We start from the raw sequence: 17,295 nt of genomic DNA on the forward strand, positions 1-17,295 counted from the left end.
ACTGTCCACAGGTGCCCGTCAGACAACCTCAGCAGGTCGCCAAAAGTCCCGAAGCCAATCCTCGGCCCGCCGCCGATCGAATCGGAACATCAAAACAGTCAGGACGAAAGAGCCGCCCTGGGCATCTGGTCCCAAACTTGGTCGCGGTAGATGCGCCCATTGGCCTTCTTCGAACGGCGCTTATTGTCCTTCCCCCAAGTCCCCCACTGCTTGAAAAAGAACGCCGTGTTGTGCACCGCACAACGATCGAAGATCTCATCAATCCACTCTTCTCGAATGGGGCGCGCCGACCTGCCGCTTTCACCTCCGACGATAGCCCAATCGATACCCTTGAGGTTTACGGCGCCGACGGATCCGATCAGGGGTTCGAAAGATATGAATCGGATCGCCGCTGGCGCAGATCGCAGGTGGTCTATACGACCGACCACATCGACACTCTCTACGCTGGTGCCGAGCCAAACGTTCGGTAGCACCTTGCCGATTTTTGATCCGATCAGTCCTCCCATCCGCTCGGGCCGTTTCGTGAGGATCTGGTAATGGTGAAGCGGCGTGCCGTCGCATCACGTCCCAGACCTTCAGAATAAAGTCGTCGGAAACGCGATCGTGGAATAGGTCCGACATCGAATTGACGAATATCTTGCGCGGCTTCCGCCAACGGAGGGGAATTTCCAGCGCGCTCGCATCCTCGCGGACGACGCCATTCCAAATGGTTCTCTTGCCACTCCGGCGAGTCAGCCCCTTGTACTTAGGGACGCTCATAGCATGTAGGCGTCTCGCCATCTCCATGGCGTAGCAGTTGGTGCAGCCGGCGCTAACGATCGAGCAGCCCGCCACAGGATTCCATGTAGCATCGGTCCATTCGATCTGTGTCTCGGCCATGACCGTCTCCGCATATCGCCGCCCGCGTCGCAGCATGCTGAACCCAGTGATAGCAACACGACGGTTAACGCTCGGTTCGGCCATCTTTTTGCAACGAGCGTCGCAAGATGTTCGACATGAACATAACAAGAACACGAATCTGCGGTCAAGCTGATGACCGCGACTAGAGAAACATCGAAGCGCTGCGAGCGCGAAGCTACATAGTCGCGGCCAGCAATCGCCGACGAAGTGTTCGATACAGCCAGTTCGCGATCGAACGAGGAAGACGAAATGAAGCCGTCGTAGCGGCGGCCGGGATTTGGAACTTTCATAGCTCCCCCGCTGGCCCGCCCGGCTGGCGCCCGCAGGGAGCTCACTTTACGCGGCGCTTCAGGAATTCTTGCCACCACCGGAAAAACCTGGGTGCGAGACTGTTCTATTTCCATGCCTTCACTCAGATGACGGCGCTCGTCCATTTGCCGACCGATCGCATGATATGCGCCAGCCACGTCGGGAGCGACTGGTCAGTCTTCGCGCGCCCCCCCATCCTTTTGCGGATATCGAAGGTCATGTCGCCAACTGCGGTCTGCGGATAGTGCGTGCAGGAAGCTGACCAACGACGAAAACGCTCGGATTCTCCTACCCGGCCTGAGTTGCCATCATACGACAGATAGGCGCCGGGCCTCGTACGTCGGCTCCACGGCGTGATCAGCTGTACCACCAATCCGACAGCAAGCGAGGCAAGTACACCGTTCGACCACACCACCTGCGGGCGCCCACCGGCAGCCCCGTACTTGCGGGATTCTTCGGCCAGCGCCTGGTCGGTCACGACGCCCAAGCAGCGTAAGCACGGGCTGCCGGGCTCGGATAGAATGACCTGGCCCGCAATCAGGTGACCATGACCGCTGCCTAACTTGTGCACGTCCATGCCTTGGTCGATGTACGGGATGAGGAAGCGGCGACAGAAGGCGTCGAGTTCGTCCTTGCTACGCACATTGTCCAGGCCGCCCACGATAACATGACACCGCTTGAGCGCGTCACCGGCAAGCTGCCATTCCTTGAGATGAAACTCGACCCGTGCCTTCGGATTGATTGCTCGGATCATTCTCTTCATAATCGTGACCTTGGCGGTCCGTTTTAGCACGTACCACCAGGTACCACCGATCAACCTGTTGAGATTCGTCAGCGAGATATGATCGGCATCCACCAGAACGAAATTGCCGACGCCGACATGTGCGAGCTGCTGAGCGACATGCGAATTTCCGCCGCCCAGCCCCACCAGGCCAACAGTCATCTCCGCCAAACGCTGTTCGCTCGTGGCACCGAGAAAGCTCTGACGATCAAGCCAGCTCATGTTTTGCTCCCCATTGCTCGACGATCGGCTGATCGACTCGGATAAGGCGGTCTATCGACACGGAAGGTTTGCCGGGTTCGAGCCAAAGCAAGCCCCTTGCGCCATTGTCGCTCAGCACCAAGAGGCCGTGCGGCATCTTCGGGCACGAGTGAAAGAATCCCGGCACGAACTCGTTGCCGCTCCTGAGATCCACTCCGCTGAACTCGGGCAGGCCGCGGCCACCGTGGGTGTGGACATGCAGGAGTGCCGACACCGGTCGATATACCGACTGAGCGGCCTTGCGCATCGCGTTGGAGCCAATCCGCGCTCCAACCTTGGGATCGACCTCATAGTCTTCGTCGGCGACCGGCATGTACCCGCGCACCAGGAGCAGCAAGCCGCCCGGCATCGCGGCGGCACCCGCGGTCAGGAAGCCGACGCGCTCGTGGGCGAAGAAGTGAGGTCGCGCGAGATCCCGCCGGACCAAATCCAGCAGCGAGCCGGTGATCTTCAGGGTTACGTTCATTTGAGCTGTCCCAGATGGATGGCGAGGATTTCCGTCCAGGGCAACGACGCCGGCACGTAGTTGTAGGACATCGCGTGCCACGCCCGGCCCATGATCTGATGCACGGTCCAGTTCTGACCCCGGTTCGGAAAGGCTTCCGACAGAAATAGGCGTGTGGTGTAGCTGGCGTGGCTGCGAGGACAGAGCAGGCCGTCGACCGTCGTCGTGCCCCCGTTGTGCTGAACTTTCATGGCCGGGAGATAGACGAGGGGCTGTCCCCCCTCGTCCCAAAGTTCGGCACCGCGGTTGATCCGCCGCAGCGCCGCGAGTTGGCGGTCGGCGCTCACGACGACTGGCCCACCGGCGGATGGGAGGCAAACTCCATTCCCTCCTTGACCTTGAGGCGTTCGCCCGGAGCCATCTCGCGGAAGTCGCCGTCGGCGCCGATGATATCCAGCTTGTAGCCGGCGGGAACGCCAAAGACCGCCATTAACTCCTCGGTAGTGTAGATGCGGCGCTCGAGCTCGAACTGGACGTCGCCACCGTAGATCATCGTGACCGTCTTCTTGCGGTGCCGAAGCTTGAAGTGCTCGACCCCGCCGGCACCGATGTCGACCTCGTCGTCGTCTTCGATGACCTGATCGACGCCGGGACAATCGAGCGACAGAGCCTGGTCGTCGCCGGCGCCAGCGAGGAACTTGATCTGGGAGGCGATCAGCTTCTTGTTCGGCCACTCCATCGCCAGACCCTCGACGAAGAAGCGGCACGTGTCGGCGCCCTTGACCACGAAGAAGCGGCCGACCTTGTTCTTGTCGAGGTCGGAGGTCTCGGTGGGACGGAGCGATTCCAGCTCGCCCGTTCCCAGATGCCGGAGCACGACATAGTCCTCAACAGGATGCCGGCCGACCGCCATGCAGACCTGGGCACCGGTCACGCTGGGGTCGTCGAACGTGACCGTGGCGAAGTCGAAGTTTTCATCCCCGATCTGCGCCTCGAAAGTGCGGGTCCGCCGCGTTTGGTCGCCATCGACACCCGTCAACACCATTTCCATGCGAGTTCTCCATCTCATCGGCGCGGACACGCCCGTTTGGCTTGACGAAATCCCAGAAGAGACCGACAATTCCGAATCAGTCCGCAATGAGACTATACCTAATGAGACTATTTCAGTAAATAAAGTCCCATTTGGTACAACTGAGAAGCACTATGGAAAGCAGCAACCGGACACAGACTACCCCGCAGCCACAGGAACCACGCCCGTCGCCGCTCGATTTCTTCTTCAAACTCGCCGAGATCTGGGATTTGAACACTGAACAGCAGATCAAATTGCTCGGATCGCCCGGACGCTCGACCTATTTCCGCTGGCGTAAGGAAGGGGGCGATGTCTCAGGGGACACCCTTGAGCGGATTTCCCATTTGGGTTCCGTGTACAAGGCTCTTGGAATCTTGCTCGATTCGCCTGAAGCCGCTGTGCGGTGGATCCACCGGCCAAACCGGTACTTCGAGGGAGCGTCCGCTCTGGACATCATGTTGAGCGGAAATTTGAGCGATATCATTCGGGTACGACAGTATGTCGATGCCCAGCGCGGAGGGTAAGTTTGGAGTATCCGCAAATCTCAGTCGACGACCAATACCGTCGGTTGATCCCCTCGAAATGGCCGACGATCGACATCTACGAGAAATTCGGGTCTCGCGAGATGCAGGCGTTCGCCGCCGAGCTCGAGACGATCACCAATCCGCGCCTTGCGGCCAAGGCCCGCATCACCGGCGGTGACGTTTCGGCCGACGCCAATTCTCCTAGGCTTCAGAATTGGAATCACGCGCCTTTCGCATACCCGATGCCGGAAGGCACGTACTCGCTCCCGCCTCCCTATTCGGTCATGGAACTCGCCGCCAACGAACGAGACGCCCTCGCTCGTGCGATCATTCGCCGCGAAGAATTCCTTTCCCGCACCGACGAGCCAGCCTGCGGCGTCGACATGAGGATGATTACCAACAGGGTCGTCGGGCAGTTCGTCGACCTTCGCGGGCTGCCGCCCGACGCTTCGCAGACCGCGCGATGGATGATGGGCCAGCGTCTCTACGAGGACGGCGTTCACGGCGTCCTGTTCAAGATGCCCGAGCTTCCCGGGAGCGAGTTCATCTGCATCTTCAACAACGAGGTGCTGGTGGACCGCGGCGTGCAAGGCGCCCATTTTCGATTCCGCTGGGATGGCCAGCGCATCAGTCGACTGTATGATTTCGCCACAGACCGCGATATCGATCGCAACGATATCATCGGCAGCTCGATCGCGGCATAGTTCGCGGGTACGACGCCCGGCGGCGGATGCCTAGTCATAAAATGCGCTCTAACCTGCACGATCTAATCGCGGGCGTCCTACATCCGATGTCCCACTCGGAGCTGAACGTGACGCCCTTGCAGATAGCAGGGCTCGTCGTCCCTGCCGGTGAAGGCCTGTCGAAGCGTCAACGCATCGATTTGGCGCTCGATGGTTTGACTGAAAGGCAATTGGCAGTTCTGGCATTGAAGTTCGCTCTGCAGCGCGGCGACGTCTTCCTTGACGAAGCTGCTCGGAAGGTGCTGGAGGCCGACGACCCTCCTCTCACCCGCATCACTCGCCGAGACGTCGCGAGGGTTTTCGGAGATAACCTCGCGGGCGAGCAAGCTACACTGCCTCTGGTCGAAAAGTACTTTGCTCTTTCCTCCCCCATCGAGATGTTTATGGCGGGGCGCCGCAGCCTGCGCGACCAAATCGACAGATACATGGATCGCAATCCCGGAGATTGGTCGGTCGAAGTATTGTTCGGAGAAATCGGAGCGTTCGACTGCTCCCGCGCTCGTTTTGCTGCACTTCTTGAGGAAACTGTTCATCCGCTATTGCGATCCGGTGACGAACAACTCCGCCTTGTGACCGAGCTCAATAAAGTTCTCACACGAGACGGCTATAACCTTGTGCCTGAGGGAGAGACGTCGGGGTATCCGATCTTTGCGTTTCGGCCGGTCACGCGGGGTGTTTCCGGCCGACCCAAGAATCTGATTTTCGCCTCTCGGGGACCGAAGCCCGAGATTGGCTTTGCCGACGCAATCAACAATGACATCGTCATCCTCTCCGGCGAAGAGAGTTGCCTGATCTACGACAGGCAGATCGGATCGAATGGGCTACTCTGGTCTGACCTGGTAGCTTGGTGGAGCGAACTGGTGCCCGAAGGTAACGCCGCCGGCTTGGGATCCCGTCTTCAGCAATCACTCTCATCCGACGGCGAGAAGAACTTTTTTGGAACCTATTTCAAAAGATACCGGTCTTCACTCGGTGACAATCTGCCGGCGCTGCTGCCCCAGGTTTATCTTCACTACGACCCTGCAGTCGTCAAAACCCTGCGCCACCGTCTTCCTCTCCAGCGCCAACGCATGGACTTTCTCCTGCTACTTCCAGGCCGTCAGCGGGTCGTGATCGAGGTCGATGGAAAGCATCACTTTTCGGAAGACAATCGTCCCTCTCTGAGAGTCTATTCCGACATGGTATCCGCCGACCGAGAGCTGCGGCTTGCAGGATACGAAATCTACAGGTTCGCGGCAAATGAAGTGGTTGGCGATGGCGCGGAAGCAAGAATAGCGGACTTCTTCGACAAACTCTTTCGGCTTCATCGGGTCGGCCAGAGGGAGTGACGGATCCTCATTACAGAAACTGTTCAAAGCCGACGTCGGCGGGTCCTCCTCCGACAAACAACGAACGAAACGCGGATCCGCGTGTGTGAACTTTCGAGCGCACTCTTCCGCAGGATCATCGAGTACGTCGGCAATCTCGCACCCGTATCCCCCGTCTATCTTGTACCGATGGCCGCACCGGCGCAGACGACCGCGCTGGCACACAGGATTGAGGGCGGACATAGTTCAAAGGACCGCGGCATCGGAAAGCTGGCGCTTCCCCTTAGTCCTGCCGGCGGCGGCAGCGCGGTCGAACGGCGCGACTAGAAGCCCCCAACCGCCGCCTTGACTCACATCGCCTTAAGTGCGCTTCGCCGCTCGCACTAGAGTCCGGGAGTGCGTTTGCCACGCAGTGAAGACAGACACTGAACAGGTTGCGGGATTGCGTGTTGCATGCCTGTTGCATGGAGCAGATGTCACTCCATGTAACCCCTTGTAAACATTCCCAAGAGATTGATCGTCGGCAATAGGGCGATGGCGCCAAGCGGCAACAGCGTTTCGACGAGCAGAACATCCGAAAGGACGGGGTAGGCGCCCCGACGGCGACGACATTCTCAACGCGGAGCCAAAGTTCAACAAACAGGCCGCCCCGAAATACAGAGGAATCCGCCGATAAAGCCAACCAATATCATGCACAAAACCCGACGTCCGCTGGGTCGGAAATCTTGTAATGCTGGTGAAGGCGATGGCCCCCGTGAGCATCGCCAGCAACACGCCGCCCCCAACCGTCTGCACGCCGCGTCGGGCCGCCGGCTTCAAAGTCGGCGCGGGCGGCAGCGCTTGCTCATGGCTGGGCAGAGGCGACCTACCGCGCACGAGACGGCGACGGGATTCATAGGCGAAGATATGCTCAGGCCCTACGCGACCACATTCAATGTCGACCCGGAATGGCTGGCAAAGGACGTCGGCAAGGGGGTGCAGGTCGACCCAGTCGGTTGGCGACGCTCTCTCGCGCGGTCGACATGAGCTCGGACATGAACGTCGGGACCGCATCAGGCTTGCGTGTGGCGATGCACACACAGGCCAGGGACTATGAGGTAATATGCGATGAGGCAGCCTCGCTTTGGACCATTTCAAAACTCGTCTCAGTGTTCCGATTTGCACTCGGAAGCCGCCGATTGTGCCACGAGCGAGCACGCTCCGCTTTCACAGTAGAAGCCTTCGCTTATACCAATAGCAAGCACGGAATGGACGAGACTATGACACTCGAAGCGACGCAGCATTGATCGCGTAAGGGAAGAGTTTGAACCTCGCTCAATGGAGCGATGACGAAGCGATTGTTACAAAGGTCCGTATACTTCTCCAAGGTTAACTTTGCCATCGCCGCGCAAAGCTTCGACTGCTCGAAATTTGAGGTCGTTACGTCACCAGAAAAATTGGCTGCCCTCAGACCATCGGAAGGCTCGCGGACTTGGACCATCGACATCTGCATGCCACTCGGATCTAGATGACTTGGTCTTGGCATGGCCAGAGCGCATCTCCCCCCAGGTCTGATTTCGCGTGATATGCCTATCCGTCTGTCTGCTGCCGCATCGTTGGCTTTTCCAGACGGATCGATGACTGCTTCTGGCCTGCGACGAGAAGCACGGCGCGGCCGACTCGAAATAGAAAGAATTGCCGGCAGAGATTATACTACGCTCGAAAACATCGAGAAGATGAGGGAACTGTGCCGCGTCAAAGTAAGGGAGCCCGTCTCTATAAGCGAAAGGCACGATATCGCGGCGGAAAGCTCGTCGCCCAAGCTGTCTGGATCATCAAAGACGGCGAGCGCCATATCGCCACAGGCTGCCTTGCGGGCCCGTCTGAAACAAAGCCGCCTCGAGAAGCAGAGCAAGCGCTAGCAAACTACATCGCGCAGAAATACCAACCGGAGCGCAGTCGGCGGGATATCGACGACATCGACTGTGCCGACGTGCTGTCGATCTATCTGACCGATATCGGCGAACCCGGTGATCAGTTTGAGATCGAAGCGAGGATCGACCGGCTCAACGATTTCTGGGGTGGCAAGAGGCTGGCGGCAGTCAACGCGCAAACCTGTGCCGGTTACGTCAAACATCGCGGCAGCCGGGGCGGCGCGCGTCGTGACCTTGAGACTTTTCGTGCTGCGATCAACCATCATGCAAAAGAGGGATTTCACCGGGGCACGGTTCGCGTGTCCCTCCCGGCAAAAGGTGAGGCGCGCGATCGTTGGCTGACACGCAGCGAGGCGGCGGCCCTGATTTGGCAATGTTGGCGCTATCGCGAAAAACAGACCATCCACGCCGGCAGCTCAAAGGGCGACCCGGTATGGACAGACCGCCGACCGCTGCGACACGTGGCCAGATTTATCCTGATCGGCCTCTACACCGGCACGCGGGCAGGCGCGATCGCGGCGGCATCGCCTTATCCCGAGCTTGGGCACTCGTACGTCGATCTCGAGCGTGGTATCTTCTACCGAAGGCCGATCGGGAAGCGAGCCACCAAGAAGCGTCAGACGCCAGCTCCGCTCCCACCCCGGCTATTGGCTCATTTGCGTCGTTGGCAAGACCGGAAGCTGATCAACACCTGCTTCGTCGAGTTCAACGGCAAGCCGGTCGCTTCCGTAAAGAAAGGCTTCAAATCTGCCGTGGATCTGGCCAGGCTACCCGGAAAAGTCACTCCGCACACGTTGCGCCACACGGCAGCGACCTGGTTGATGCAGCGCGGCGTGCCGATTTGGGAGGCGGCCGGGTTCCTCGGCATGTCGCCGGAGGTCCTGCAGGAAACCTATGGCCATCACCACCCCGATTATTTGCACGGGGCGGCAGCAGCCATTGGCCAGAAAACGCGGTATGTTTCGGTGGTCAAATCGGTGGTTGACTCGGGAACAGCCACCGATGAGAAGAAAAAACCTAAGGAAATCTGGTCGGAGTGGCAGGATTCGAACCTGCGACCCCTGCGTCCCGAACGCAGTGCTCTACCGGGCTGAGCCACACTCCGACTGAGGGCCGGCTTATAGCGTCGGGTTTCGGGGACCGCAAGGGACCACGAGCCACCCAATTGAGGAATCTAGTCACAGTGGATACAGGTCTGAAAACGCACGTTTTGTCCGCCGGCGCCGCCGCGACGGCGACCGCCGCCGGGGTCCTGGCCGAGGGCGGCCTGGTGGCGTTTCCGACCGAGACGGTTTACGGCCTCGGCGCCGATGCCGGCAACGCCTCAGCGATCGCCCGGCTTTACGAGGCCAAGGGCCGGCCGGCCTTCAATCCCCTGATTGCCCATGTCGCCGATCTGGGCGCCGCCCGCCGGATTGCCCTATTCAATGGGCAGGCCCTGCGATTGGCGGACGCGTTCTGGCCGGGTCCCCTGACCCTGGTGCTGCCGAAGGCGCTGTCCTGCCCGGTTGCGGAACTCGCGACCGCCGGGCTCGACACGGTCGCCATACGCATCCCGGCCCACAAGGTGGCGCGCGACATCATCAAGGCTTTCGGCGGTGCCGTGGTAGCGCCGTCGGCCAATCTCTCCGGCCACGTCTCGCCGACCACCGCCGAGCATGTGAACGGCGATCTGGCGGGCCGCATCGACCTGATCGTCGACGGCGGGCCGGTCGAGGTCGGCGTCGAATCCACCATCGTCGGCTGCTTCTCCGATCCGGTGCTGCTGCGACCGGGCGGGCTGAGGCGCGCAGAGATCGAGCGCGTGCTCGGCCAGCCCTTGCAGTCGCCGCCGCAAGACGCGGAAAGCGACGCCCAGCCGGTTGCCCCCGGCATGCTCGCCTCGCACTACGCACCGCGGACACCGGTCCGGCTCAATGCCAGCGACGTCCATGTCGGCGAAGCATTGCTGTCGTTCGGGCCGGCGAAGGTCGCGCGGCGCGAATGCGCCTCCGTGGAGATGAACCTGTCCGAGCGCGGCGATCTTGCCGAGGCCGCCGCCAATCTGTTCGGCTACCTTCGCACCCTCGACAAGAGAAACGCGGATGCGATCGCGGTGACGCCGATTCCCGAGGACGGATTGGGCGAAGCCATCAATGACCGGCTGCGCCGCGCAGCCGTTGGGCGGTAACAAGCATGACCCGGACCGGAACGGCCGCGTTGGCGCCAAGCGGGAACCGGTTTTCCCTCGCGACAAACGCGAAGCGTTTGCGCGAAGAGCATGCTTAGGCAAAGATCCCCGACTGAGTGAAAGACCAAGAAAAAATGAACATCGTCCAATCAGCGGTGCCGCCGCTTCCGCCCGAATTGCTTGAAAAATTCCGCGCCATCGTCGGCGCGAAATATGCGGTGACCGATGCTGCCGACATCAAGCCTTACGTCACCGAGGAACGCGACCTGTTCCACGGCTGCTCGCCGCTGGTGCTGCGCCCGGGTTCGACCGCCGAGGTCGCTGCGATCTGCAAGCTTGCGACCGAGCACAGGATCGCGCTGGTGCCGCAGGGCGGCAATACCGGCCTGGTCGGCGGCCAGACGCCGCACAATGGCGAGGTCGTGGTCTCGCTGCGGCGTCTCGACAAGATCCGCGATATCGATGTCGAATCCAACACCATGACCTGCGAGGCCGGCGTGGTGCTGCAGGTCGCGCAGCAGAAGGCAGTCGAGGTCGACCGGCTGTTTCCGCTGTCGCTCGGCGCAGAAGGCAGCTGCACGATCGGCGGCAACCTCTCGACCAATGCCGGCGGCACCGGAGCCCTTGCCTATGGCGTGGCGCGCGAAATGGCGCTCGGGGTCGAAGTCGTGCTGGCTGACGGCCGTGTGCTGAACGCGCTGTCGAAGCTGAAAAAGGACAACACCGGCTACGATTTGCGCAACCTCTTCATCGGCGCCGAAGGCACGCTCGGCATCATTACCGCGGCCACGCTAAAGCTGTTTCCGCGGCCGCGTGCGGTCGAGACCGCCTATGTCGGCTTGGCTTCGCCGGCGGCCGCACTCAAGCTGCTGTCGATCTCGCGCGATCAAGCGGCCGGAGCGCTGACGAGCTTCGAGCTGCTCGCCGACGTCGCGGTCGACTTCTCGATCCGCCACGGCATCGATATCCGCGATCCGCTTGAGAGCAAGCACCCCTGGTACGTGCTGATGGAATTGTCGTCGTCGCGCGACGATGCGCGCGACACGCTGGAGGCTATCCTGGCCCAGGGCATGGAGGACGGCATCGTCGATGACGCTGTCATCGCCGCCAATCTGAGCCAGCGCCAGGCGTTCTGGAAGCTGCGCGACGAGATATCGGCGGCGCAAAAGCCGGAAGGCGGCTCGATCAAGCACGACATCTCGGTGCCCGTCGCAGCCGTGCCCGCCTTCATCGAGGAAGCCAATGCTGCCGTGGTGAAGCTGATCCCCGGTTCGCGGCCGGTGCCGTTCGGCCATCTCGGCGACGGCAACATCCACTACAATGTCAGCCAGCCGGTCGGCGCCAATGCGGCCGACTTCCTGGCGCGCTGGCACGACGTGAATGCCGTCGTGTTCGAGATCGTGCTGCGGATGGGCGGCTCGATCTCGGCCGAGCACGGCATCGGCGTGCTCAAGCGCGACGAATTGCCTGACGTCAAGGATAAGGTCGCGATCGAGCTGATGCGGCAGGTCAAGGCGATGCTCGATCCGCTCGGCATCATGAACCCGGGCAAGGTGCTGTGACCGCGCAGGCGACGATGCCCTCCTCCTCTGCCTCCCTCGCCATTGCAGAGATCACCGATAACGACATCGCCGATGTCGTCGCGCTGTGGCAGGCCTGCGGCCTGACGCGGCCATGGAACGATCCTGCTGCCGACATCGCGCTGGCGCGGCGCGGACCGAATTCAGCCGTGCTGGTCGGCCGCGACGCCAATGCGATCGTGGCGACCGCGATGGTCGGCCACGACGGTCATCGCGGCTGGGTCTATTACGTCGCGGTCGATCCCAACCGCCAGGGCAAGGGGCTTGGCCGCACCATCATGGCGGCGGCCGAGGACTGGCTGCGCGCCGCCGGCGTGCCGAAGCTGCAACTGCTGGTGCGGCGGGAGAACGCCAAGGCCGGCGCGTTCTACCAATCGCTCGGCTATGACGAGTCGACCTCGGTGATGCTGGCCAAATGGCTCGACGGGCGCGAAGCGACGCCGTGAGAGGGCTGAGGACCGACGCATGAGCATCGCCGACCGCGTTCGCGTCAAGCACGTCGAGCTGCTTTCGAAGCGCCGCTACGAGCTGAAGAGCGCGACGTTCGACTACCGGCGCGCCAACGGCGAATGGCAGACCCAGGTGCGCGAGGTCTACGACCGCGGCAACGGCGCGGCGCTGTTGCCCTACAATCTGACGACCCGCTGCGTCGTGCTGGTGCGCCAGTTCCGCTTCCCCGCTTTCGCCAACGGTTATGACGATCTGCTGATCGAGGTTGCCGCCGGCATGCTCGACGATGCCGAGCCGGAAGCACGCATCCGCGCCGAAGCGGAGGAAGAGATCGGCTACCGGCTCGTGCATGTGCGCAAGGTGTTCGAGGCTTTCACGTCTCCGGGCGCCGTGACCGAGATGCTGCATTGCTTCGTCGCCGAATACGACGCCGCGATGCGCATCGGTGACGGCGGCGGGCTCGCCGACGAGGGCGAGGACATCGAGGTGCTCGAGCTTGCGATCGACGACGCGCTCGCCATGATCAGCGACGGCCGCATCGTCGACGCCAAGACCATCATGCTGCTGCAATACGCCGCGCTGCATCTGTTCAGGTGAACGCGGCTTCGCCCCGGCCGGTGCCGGCACGGCCTTGCGGCTTCGCGCACTCAACGCTTTAGACTAGCTGTCCCCGTCATCCCTGCGCAATGGCTATGCCATTGTCGCTGGAGGTGCGAGCCACTTCGGCGAGCCTCGAAGGATGAATCGGCCACCAGCCGGGCCGTGCATCCTTCGAGACGCGCGAAGACGCGCTCCTCAGGATGACGGGGATAAACCGAACGAAATGCTCTACCGCATCGTGATCGCAAGCCCGCTCAGATCGGCGTTGGCCATCAGGCCGACCTGGTGGCCGGTCAACTCCAACACCGCGCCCTTCTGATTGGTCAGCACGATCGCACGCGCGCCGCGTCCGACGGCAAGCCCCGCGCCGGCCGCACCGTAGACGCCGGCAACGTCGGACGGACGGTTGATGTTGCTGACCCGGCCGCGTAGCACGGTCTTGGAGCCGCCGAACACCAGTCCGTAGTCGAGGCCGCCGGTGGAGAGCCGGTAGGAGCGGCCGCGGAAGGTCAACACGCCGCTGCCGCCGGAGCCACCGATGATCCATCCGGCCTTGTAGATCGTGAGCGTCACGAAGCCGCTGTCGGCGCGGGCCGCGGAAGAGAACGCAAGGCCAATGAACGCCAGCAGCGCGGCAAGCGCAGCACGCAGGGTGGATGAAGGTTTCATGTGTGGTCTCCCCAGGATTTACTCACGTCGATTTGCTCTCGTCGATTTGCTCGCGTCGTGACACGGCTGCGAATCGCGATGCTCCGACTGTAGCAAGCGCGTAAACAGGCGCAATTTGGCACAGCGATGGCCGATTTGTTGACGGGTGCTTTCGCACGACCGGTGTTGAACCTGTTCCCGGGGTTGCAATACTCACTGCATGTCCGGGGCGATCGGCCCCTGAGCTCCAGGATTGCCCCGCGGAGCATTCATTTTTCAAACCGGAGATTTCCCATGCGTCGTCTTGCGATTGCCTGTGCCGCCATTGCCGCCACCGTGTCCTTGCTTGCCGCGGCAAGCCCAGCCAGCGCCACGCCCTATCATCTGATCCGCTGGCAGGACACCGGCTTCTGCCAGATCTGGGACCAGAGCATCCCGACCACGCCGTGGCCGGCGAACTTCTCCATCGTCAGCGAGGAGCTGCCGACCTTCGACGCTGCGTTCAGCTACAAGACCGGCCTCCTGAACAACGGCACCTGCGCGTTTTGAGCGAACGCCATTCGATCACGCAAAGGCGGACACGCGGCAACAGCGCGGCGTCCGTCCTTGTGCTGTCAGATATGACGCGATCCAGCGTCAGTGATGCTTGATCAGGGCGTCGCGCGCGGCGGCGAGTTCGAGGAATGCCGCGCCGTTGCCGCCGCCGTCGGGATGCACCGTCTTGGCGGCGCGTTTGAAAGCCTGCTGGACTTCGGTCGCAGCGAGGCGGCGGCCCAACGGCAGGCCGAGCAATTGCCGGTACTGCTCCTCCTGCGTCAGCGCCTTCGGCGCCAGGCCGCGCCGGCCAAACCGCGGTGCCGACAGCATGTGCAGTGCGTCGTTGACGATGCCGAGACGGCGCAGCGCCATCGCTTTGGTGCGGCGGTCGGCCGATTTCATCGCCGCCTGGCGCAGGATCGGCAGCACCTGTGCGGCCGCACGCCGCAGCGTCTCGTCGATGTCGGTCGCGGCGATCTCCGCGACCATTTTGGCCATCTCGCGGTAGTCGGGATCCGGCGCCGCGCAAAAGCGCTCGATCGCAACTTTCCAGTGTCTGATATGCGGGTCCATGTCCGCGGTCCGTAACCGTCATCCGAATCCGGATAACAGCAACGCGCAAACGCGGCTTGGCGTTTCGGTTGGCGCAGTTTTGAATAGTGTTGTCGACAACGCTCACAAATCAGAACGAGGAAACGCCATGGCCCTTCTCGACAATCACATCGCCGTCATCACCGGTGCGGGCTCGGGCATCGGGCGCGCCATCGCACTGGGCTACGGCCGCGAGGGCGCGCGCGTGGTGCTGCTCGACATGAACGGCGATGCGGCGGCGGAAGCGGCCAGGGAGATCCGCAATGCCGGCGGCAAGGCGGAGAGCTTTGCGCTCGACGTGACCAATCGCGACGCCTGCGTCGCGATGGCAAAGCAAGTGGCCGACAAGGCCGGGCCGGTCTCGATCCTGGTCAACAATGCCGGCATCGCGCGCCGCAACGGCATGCTCGGCACCGACGAGGCCGTGATCAAGGATTGGGAAGACATCATCTCGATCAATCTCACCGGCGTGTTCAACGTGACGCATTCGTTCCTCGCGCCACTGCGCAAGAACAAGGGACGCATCGTCAACATCGGCTCGATCCAGTCCTTCGTGCATCTGCGCACGCCGAGTTCTCCGGCCTATACCGCCTCCAAGCACGGCGTGCTCGGCTTCACCAAGGCGCTGGCCGCCGAACTCGGCAAGGATGGTGTGCGCGTCAATGCAATCGGGCCGGGCTTCATCGAGACGCCGTTGAACGAGAAGGTGCGCGCCACCAATCCCGACCTCGTCAAGGTCTTCATGGACCACACCCCGCTCGGCCGCGCCGGCAAGCCGGAGGACATCGTCGGCCCCGCCATCTTCCTCGCCTCGGACCTATCGGCCTATGTCTCGGGATCGATCGTGATGGTCGATGGCGGCTACCGCACATTGTGACGGATGGAACCGCAATCGTGGCGATTTCTGGGTATTTTGCTTACAGAGCAGGGAGTTAGGGGCGCGTTAAGGGCTTGTTAACCAAACCGGCACACCGTTGATCTACGGGGTAGTTGGTTCTCGATGTCTTCGCTTCACCGACGAAGCGGGCGTTGATCGGGAGGAGTTCATGTCTTACGCGTCCACCGTACCGTCGCCGGAAGCTCTGCTGCCGTCGCTGGCTCCAAATGAAATCGTCCCACTGCTGATCGGCGCGACCGTCGATGAAGTCGAGCGCGAGCTCGTGCTGCAAACGCTTGCGCGCTGCGACGGCAACCGCACCCGCGCCGCGCGCGTGCTCGGGCTGTCGGTTCGGACATTGCGGAACAAGATCCGCGAATATTCGGCCGACGGCATCGACGTGCCGCTGAGCGAGCACGCCGCAGCCTAGAGCAAGATCCGGAAACGCGCGAAGCGGCTTTCCGGGAAGATCGTGCTTGGACAACGAGCTAAGCGTGATGACGATTCAACCGGATCGCATCACGCATGAGCGGCACGTCGACGCTAGATCGGCAGGTCGATCGAAAGCCGCCGCCAGCGCGACAACAGCTCGCTGCCGCCGGCATCAAGGCAGCGAGCGAGACGCACCTCGGTCGTCGCGGCCTGTTGCAGCGTCTGCGCGACCAGCGCCGTCGCATAGTCCCAATAGTCGCGCCGCCCCTTCGGATCGTCGTCGACCAGCGATTTTGCGAGGATCTCGACATAGATCGCAGCGACGGCTCTTTGCCAGAGCTCACCCGCGCGCTCGCCCTCCGCCAAGGACGCGCCGGTCCGCGACTGCCAGGCCAACCAATAATTTTCCTCCGCGCCGCCCCAAGCGGATGGCAATAGCGATGGATCGAGGCATGGCGAGCGACACTCAAGCGGCTGCATGCCGCGCGCGTCGCAGAAGAAGCAATAGCCAAGCTTGTCGTACCAGTTGACGCGCAGCAATCTGCGAATCTCGGTCTGTTGATCCGCTGCGAGCCGCCTCATGCCCGTCAGTTCGAGATCGCCGATGATCGCCGCCAGGCGATCGCGATCATACGGCTCGACCTCGAGCACCACGCCGATATTGCGCGGAAACAAGGCGTCGAGCATCTCGATCATCTCGCGATAGAACCGGCCCGCCAGGCCGCCGCCGCGCCACGCCTTCGCGACGCCGACATAGTTGCAGTAGATCAGCTCGCTTGCGTGATCGTAGGTGAAGAAGCCGAGGCCGATCGCGCGCCCTTCCGCGCGCAGGATGAAGCAGCGCGAGTCGAGGCAATATGACAGCTGCTGATCACCGACGCTGAACTCTCGTCGCTCGCCGACATCATCTGACAACACCCAACGCACAATGTCGTCGGGGGCGTCGCGCTCGTTCGGAGGAAACAGCTCGGCATACAGATCGAGGACGCCGGTGTTGCGAAACGCCGCTTCGTCGCGCAGATCGTGCCGCGTCACCACGATGTCGAACGTCAGCGTCCCTGTTGCGTCGCCTGCAACTGCCCCGCGCCTGTCGTTCAGAATCCGCAACGCGTCCTCCCGTCACGATCTTCGCATCGAATTATGATTGTTGATCGCTTG

At 62.0% G+C, this 17,295-nt stretch carries 18 protein-coding genes, 1 tRNA gene and 2 pseudogenes; 11 read left to right on the top strand and 10 right to left on the bottom strand.

Annotation, left to right across the window (positions count from 1 at the left end; all coding sequences use genetic code 11):
* Nucleotides 1-98 precede the first annotated feature (98 nt).
* From ACVMB1_RS24745 to ACVMB1_RS24765, 5 genes and pseudogenes are all read right to left on the bottom strand, one after another.
* Nucleotides 99-879, bottom strand: a pseudogene (locus ACVMB1_RS24745) (DUF5131 family protein).
* 433 nt (nucleotides 880-1,312) lie between these two features.
* Complete coding sequence (locus tag ACVMB1_RS24750; protein ID WP_456849318.1) at nucleotides 1,313-2,212, bottom strand: HesA/MoeB/ThiF family protein; 900 nt, start codon at nucleotides 2,210-2,212, stop codon at nucleotides 1,313-1,315.
* The gene (locus ACVMB1_RS24755; protein ID WP_456849320.1) at nucleotides 2,199-2,717 is read right to left on the bottom strand and encodes a hypothetical protein; all 519 of its coding nucleotides are present in this window, start codon (nucleotides 2,715-2,717) and stop codon (nucleotides 2,199-2,201) included. The genes ACVMB1_RS24750 and ACVMB1_RS24755 overlap by 14 nt, the downstream gene beginning before the upstream one ends.
* A complete protein-coding gene (locus tag ACVMB1_RS24760) occupies nucleotides 2,714-3,043 on the bottom strand; it encodes a hypothetical protein (protein ID WP_456849322.1) in 330 nt (109 codons plus the stop codon). Before ACVMB1_RS24760 ends, ACVMB1_RS24755 begins: the two co-directional genes overlap by 4 nt.
* The gene (locus tag ACVMB1_RS24765) at nucleotides 3,040-3,747 is read right to left on the bottom strand and encodes a multiubiquitin domain-containing protein (protein ID WP_456849324.1); all 708 of its coding nucleotides are present in this window, start codon (nucleotides 3,745-3,747) and stop codon (nucleotides 3,040-3,042) included. The genes ACVMB1_RS24760 and ACVMB1_RS24765 overlap by 4 nt, the downstream gene beginning before the upstream one ends.
* Before the next feature lie 152 nt (nucleotides 3,748-3,899).
* Here ACVMB1_RS24765 and ACVMB1_RS24770 point away from each other — a divergent pair, with 152 nt between their 5' ends.
* The 3 genes from ACVMB1_RS24770 (at nucleotide 3,900) to ACVMB1_RS24780 (ending at nucleotide 6,360) form a co-directional block, all read left to right on the top strand.
* The gene (locus ACVMB1_RS24770; RefSeq protein ID WP_456849326.1) at nucleotides 3,900-4,289 is read left to right on the top strand and encodes an MbcA/ParS/Xre antitoxin family protein; all 390 of its coding nucleotides are present in this window, start codon (nucleotides 3,900-3,902) and stop codon (nucleotides 4,287-4,289) included.
* A 101-nt stretch (nucleotides 4,290-4,390) separates the two neighbouring features.
* Nucleotides 4,391-4,993, top strand: a complete 603-nt coding sequence (locus tag ACVMB1_RS24775) for an RES family NAD+ phosphorylase (RefSeq protein ID WP_456849329.1) — start codon at nucleotides 4,391-4,393, stop codon at nucleotides 4,991-4,993.
* Between the two features lie 107 nt (nucleotides 4,994-5,100).
* The gene (locus tag ACVMB1_RS24780; protein ID WP_456849331.1) at nucleotides 5,101-6,360 is read left to right on the top strand and encodes an AbiJ-related protein; all 1,260 of its coding nucleotides are present in this window, start codon (nucleotides 5,101-5,103) and stop codon (nucleotides 6,358-6,360) included.
* A 1,876-nt stretch (nucleotides 6,361-8,236) separates the two neighbouring features.
* On the opposite strand, the gene ACVMB1_RS24785 is transcribed toward ACVMB1_RS24780, so the two are convergent.
* Nucleotides 8,237-8,659 (bottom strand): hypothetical protein, encoded by a 423-nt coding sequence (locus ACVMB1_RS24785; RefSeq protein ID WP_456849333.1) that lies wholly within the window; start codon nucleotides 8,657-8,659, stop codon nucleotides 8,237-8,239.
* 54 nt (nucleotides 8,660-8,713) lie between these two features.
* Here ACVMB1_RS24785 and ACVMB1_RS24790 point away from each other — a divergent pair.
* A pseudogene (locus ACVMB1_RS24790) lies at nucleotides 8,714-9,112 on the top strand (tyrosine-type recombinase/integrase); the annotation flags it as partial.
* A gap of 168 nt (nucleotides 9,113-9,280) precedes the next feature.
* On the opposite strand, the gene ACVMB1_RS24795 reads toward ACVMB1_RS24790, so the two are convergent.
* Nucleotides 9,281-9,357: transfer RNA gene (locus ACVMB1_RS24795), tRNA-Pro, on the bottom strand.
* Between the two features lie 78 nt (nucleotides 9,358-9,435).
* Between ACVMB1_RS24795 and ACVMB1_RS24800 the strand changes: the two genes are divergently transcribed.
* The 4 genes from ACVMB1_RS24800 to ACVMB1_RS24815 all read left to right on the top strand — a co-directional run bounded on the left by ACVMB1_RS24800 (nucleotide 9,436) and on the right by ACVMB1_RS24815 (nucleotide 13,049).
* Nucleotides 9,436-10,422 carry an L-threonylcarbamoyladenylate synthase gene (locus tag ACVMB1_RS24800; RefSeq protein WP_158074217.1) on the top strand — a complete coding sequence of 329 codons (987 nt, stop codon included), beginning with the start codon at nucleotides 9,436-9,438 and terminating at the stop codon, nucleotides 10,420-10,422.
* A gap of 134 nt (nucleotides 10,423-10,556) precedes the next feature.
* Nucleotides 10,557-11,984, top strand: a complete 1,428-nt coding sequence (locus ACVMB1_RS24805) for an FAD-binding oxidoreductase (protein ID WP_456849335.1) — start codon at nucleotides 10,557-10,559, stop codon at nucleotides 11,982-11,984.
* Between the two features lie 14 nt (nucleotides 11,985-11,998).
* Nucleotides 11,999-12,448 carry a GNAT family acetyltransferase gene (locus tag ACVMB1_RS24810; RefSeq protein WP_035632483.1) on the top strand — a complete coding sequence of 150 codons (450 nt, stop codon included), beginning with the start codon at nucleotides 11,999-12,001 and terminating at the stop codon, nucleotides 12,446-12,448.
* Between the two features lie 19 nt (nucleotides 12,449-12,467).
* Nucleotides 12,468-13,049 carry an NUDIX domain-containing protein gene (locus tag ACVMB1_RS24815; protein WP_456814836.1) on the top strand — a complete coding sequence of 194 codons (582 nt, stop codon included), beginning with the start codon at nucleotides 12,468-12,470 and terminating at the stop codon, nucleotides 13,047-13,049.
* Nucleotides 13,050-13,280: 231 nt separating this feature from the next.
* Here the strand turns inward: ACVMB1_RS24815 and ACVMB1_RS24820 are convergent, their stop codons facing one another.
* The gene (locus ACVMB1_RS24820) at nucleotides 13,281-13,721 is read right to left on the bottom strand and encodes a hypothetical protein (RefSeq protein ID WP_141343177.1); all 441 of its coding nucleotides are present in this window, start codon (nucleotides 13,719-13,721) and stop codon (nucleotides 13,281-13,283) included.
* 273 nt (nucleotides 13,722-13,994) lie between these two features.
* On the opposite strand from ACVMB1_RS24820, the gene ACVMB1_RS24825 reads away from it, so the two are divergent.
* On the top strand, nucleotides 13,995-14,249 hold the full coding sequence (locus ACVMB1_RS24825; protein WP_057019143.1) for a hypothetical protein: 255 nt from the start codon (nucleotides 13,995-13,997) through the stop codon (nucleotides 14,247-14,249).
* A gap of 87 nt (nucleotides 14,250-14,336) precedes the next feature.
* On the opposite strand, the gene ACVMB1_RS24830 is transcribed toward ACVMB1_RS24825, so the two are convergent.
* Nucleotides 14,337-14,810: a hypothetical protein gene (locus ACVMB1_RS24830; protein WP_141343176.1), complete on the bottom strand. Its 474-nt coding sequence runs from the start codon at nucleotides 14,808-14,810 to the stop codon at nucleotides 14,337-14,339.
* Between the two features lie 127 nt (nucleotides 14,811-14,937).
* On the opposite strand from ACVMB1_RS24830, the gene ACVMB1_RS24835 reads away from it, so the two are divergent.
* Together ACVMB1_RS24835 and ACVMB1_RS24840 are read left to right on the top strand one after the other, a co-directional pair.
* The gene (locus ACVMB1_RS24835; protein WP_057019141.1) at nucleotides 14,938-15,705 is read left to right on the top strand and encodes an SDR family NAD(P)-dependent oxidoreductase; all 768 of its coding nucleotides are present in this window, start codon (nucleotides 14,938-14,940) and stop codon (nucleotides 15,703-15,705) included.
* Between the two features lie 169 nt (nucleotides 15,706-15,874).
* A complete protein-coding gene (locus ACVMB1_RS24840) occupies nucleotides 15,875-16,135 on the top strand; it encodes a helix-turn-helix domain-containing protein (RefSeq protein ID WP_016840962.1) in 261 nt (86 codons plus the stop codon).
* A 113-nt stretch (nucleotides 16,136-16,248) separates the two neighbouring features.
* On the opposite strand, the gene ACVMB1_RS24845 is transcribed toward ACVMB1_RS24840, so the two are convergent.
* Nucleotides 16,249-17,244, bottom strand: coding sequence for a hypothetical protein (locus ACVMB1_RS24845; protein WP_141343175.1), 996 nt, complete (start codon nucleotides 17,242-17,244; stop codon nucleotides 16,249-16,251).
* Between the last annotated feature and the right edge of the window lie 51 nt (nucleotides 17,245-17,295).

The organism is Bradyrhizobium sp. USDA 4504 (assembly GCF_054063995.1).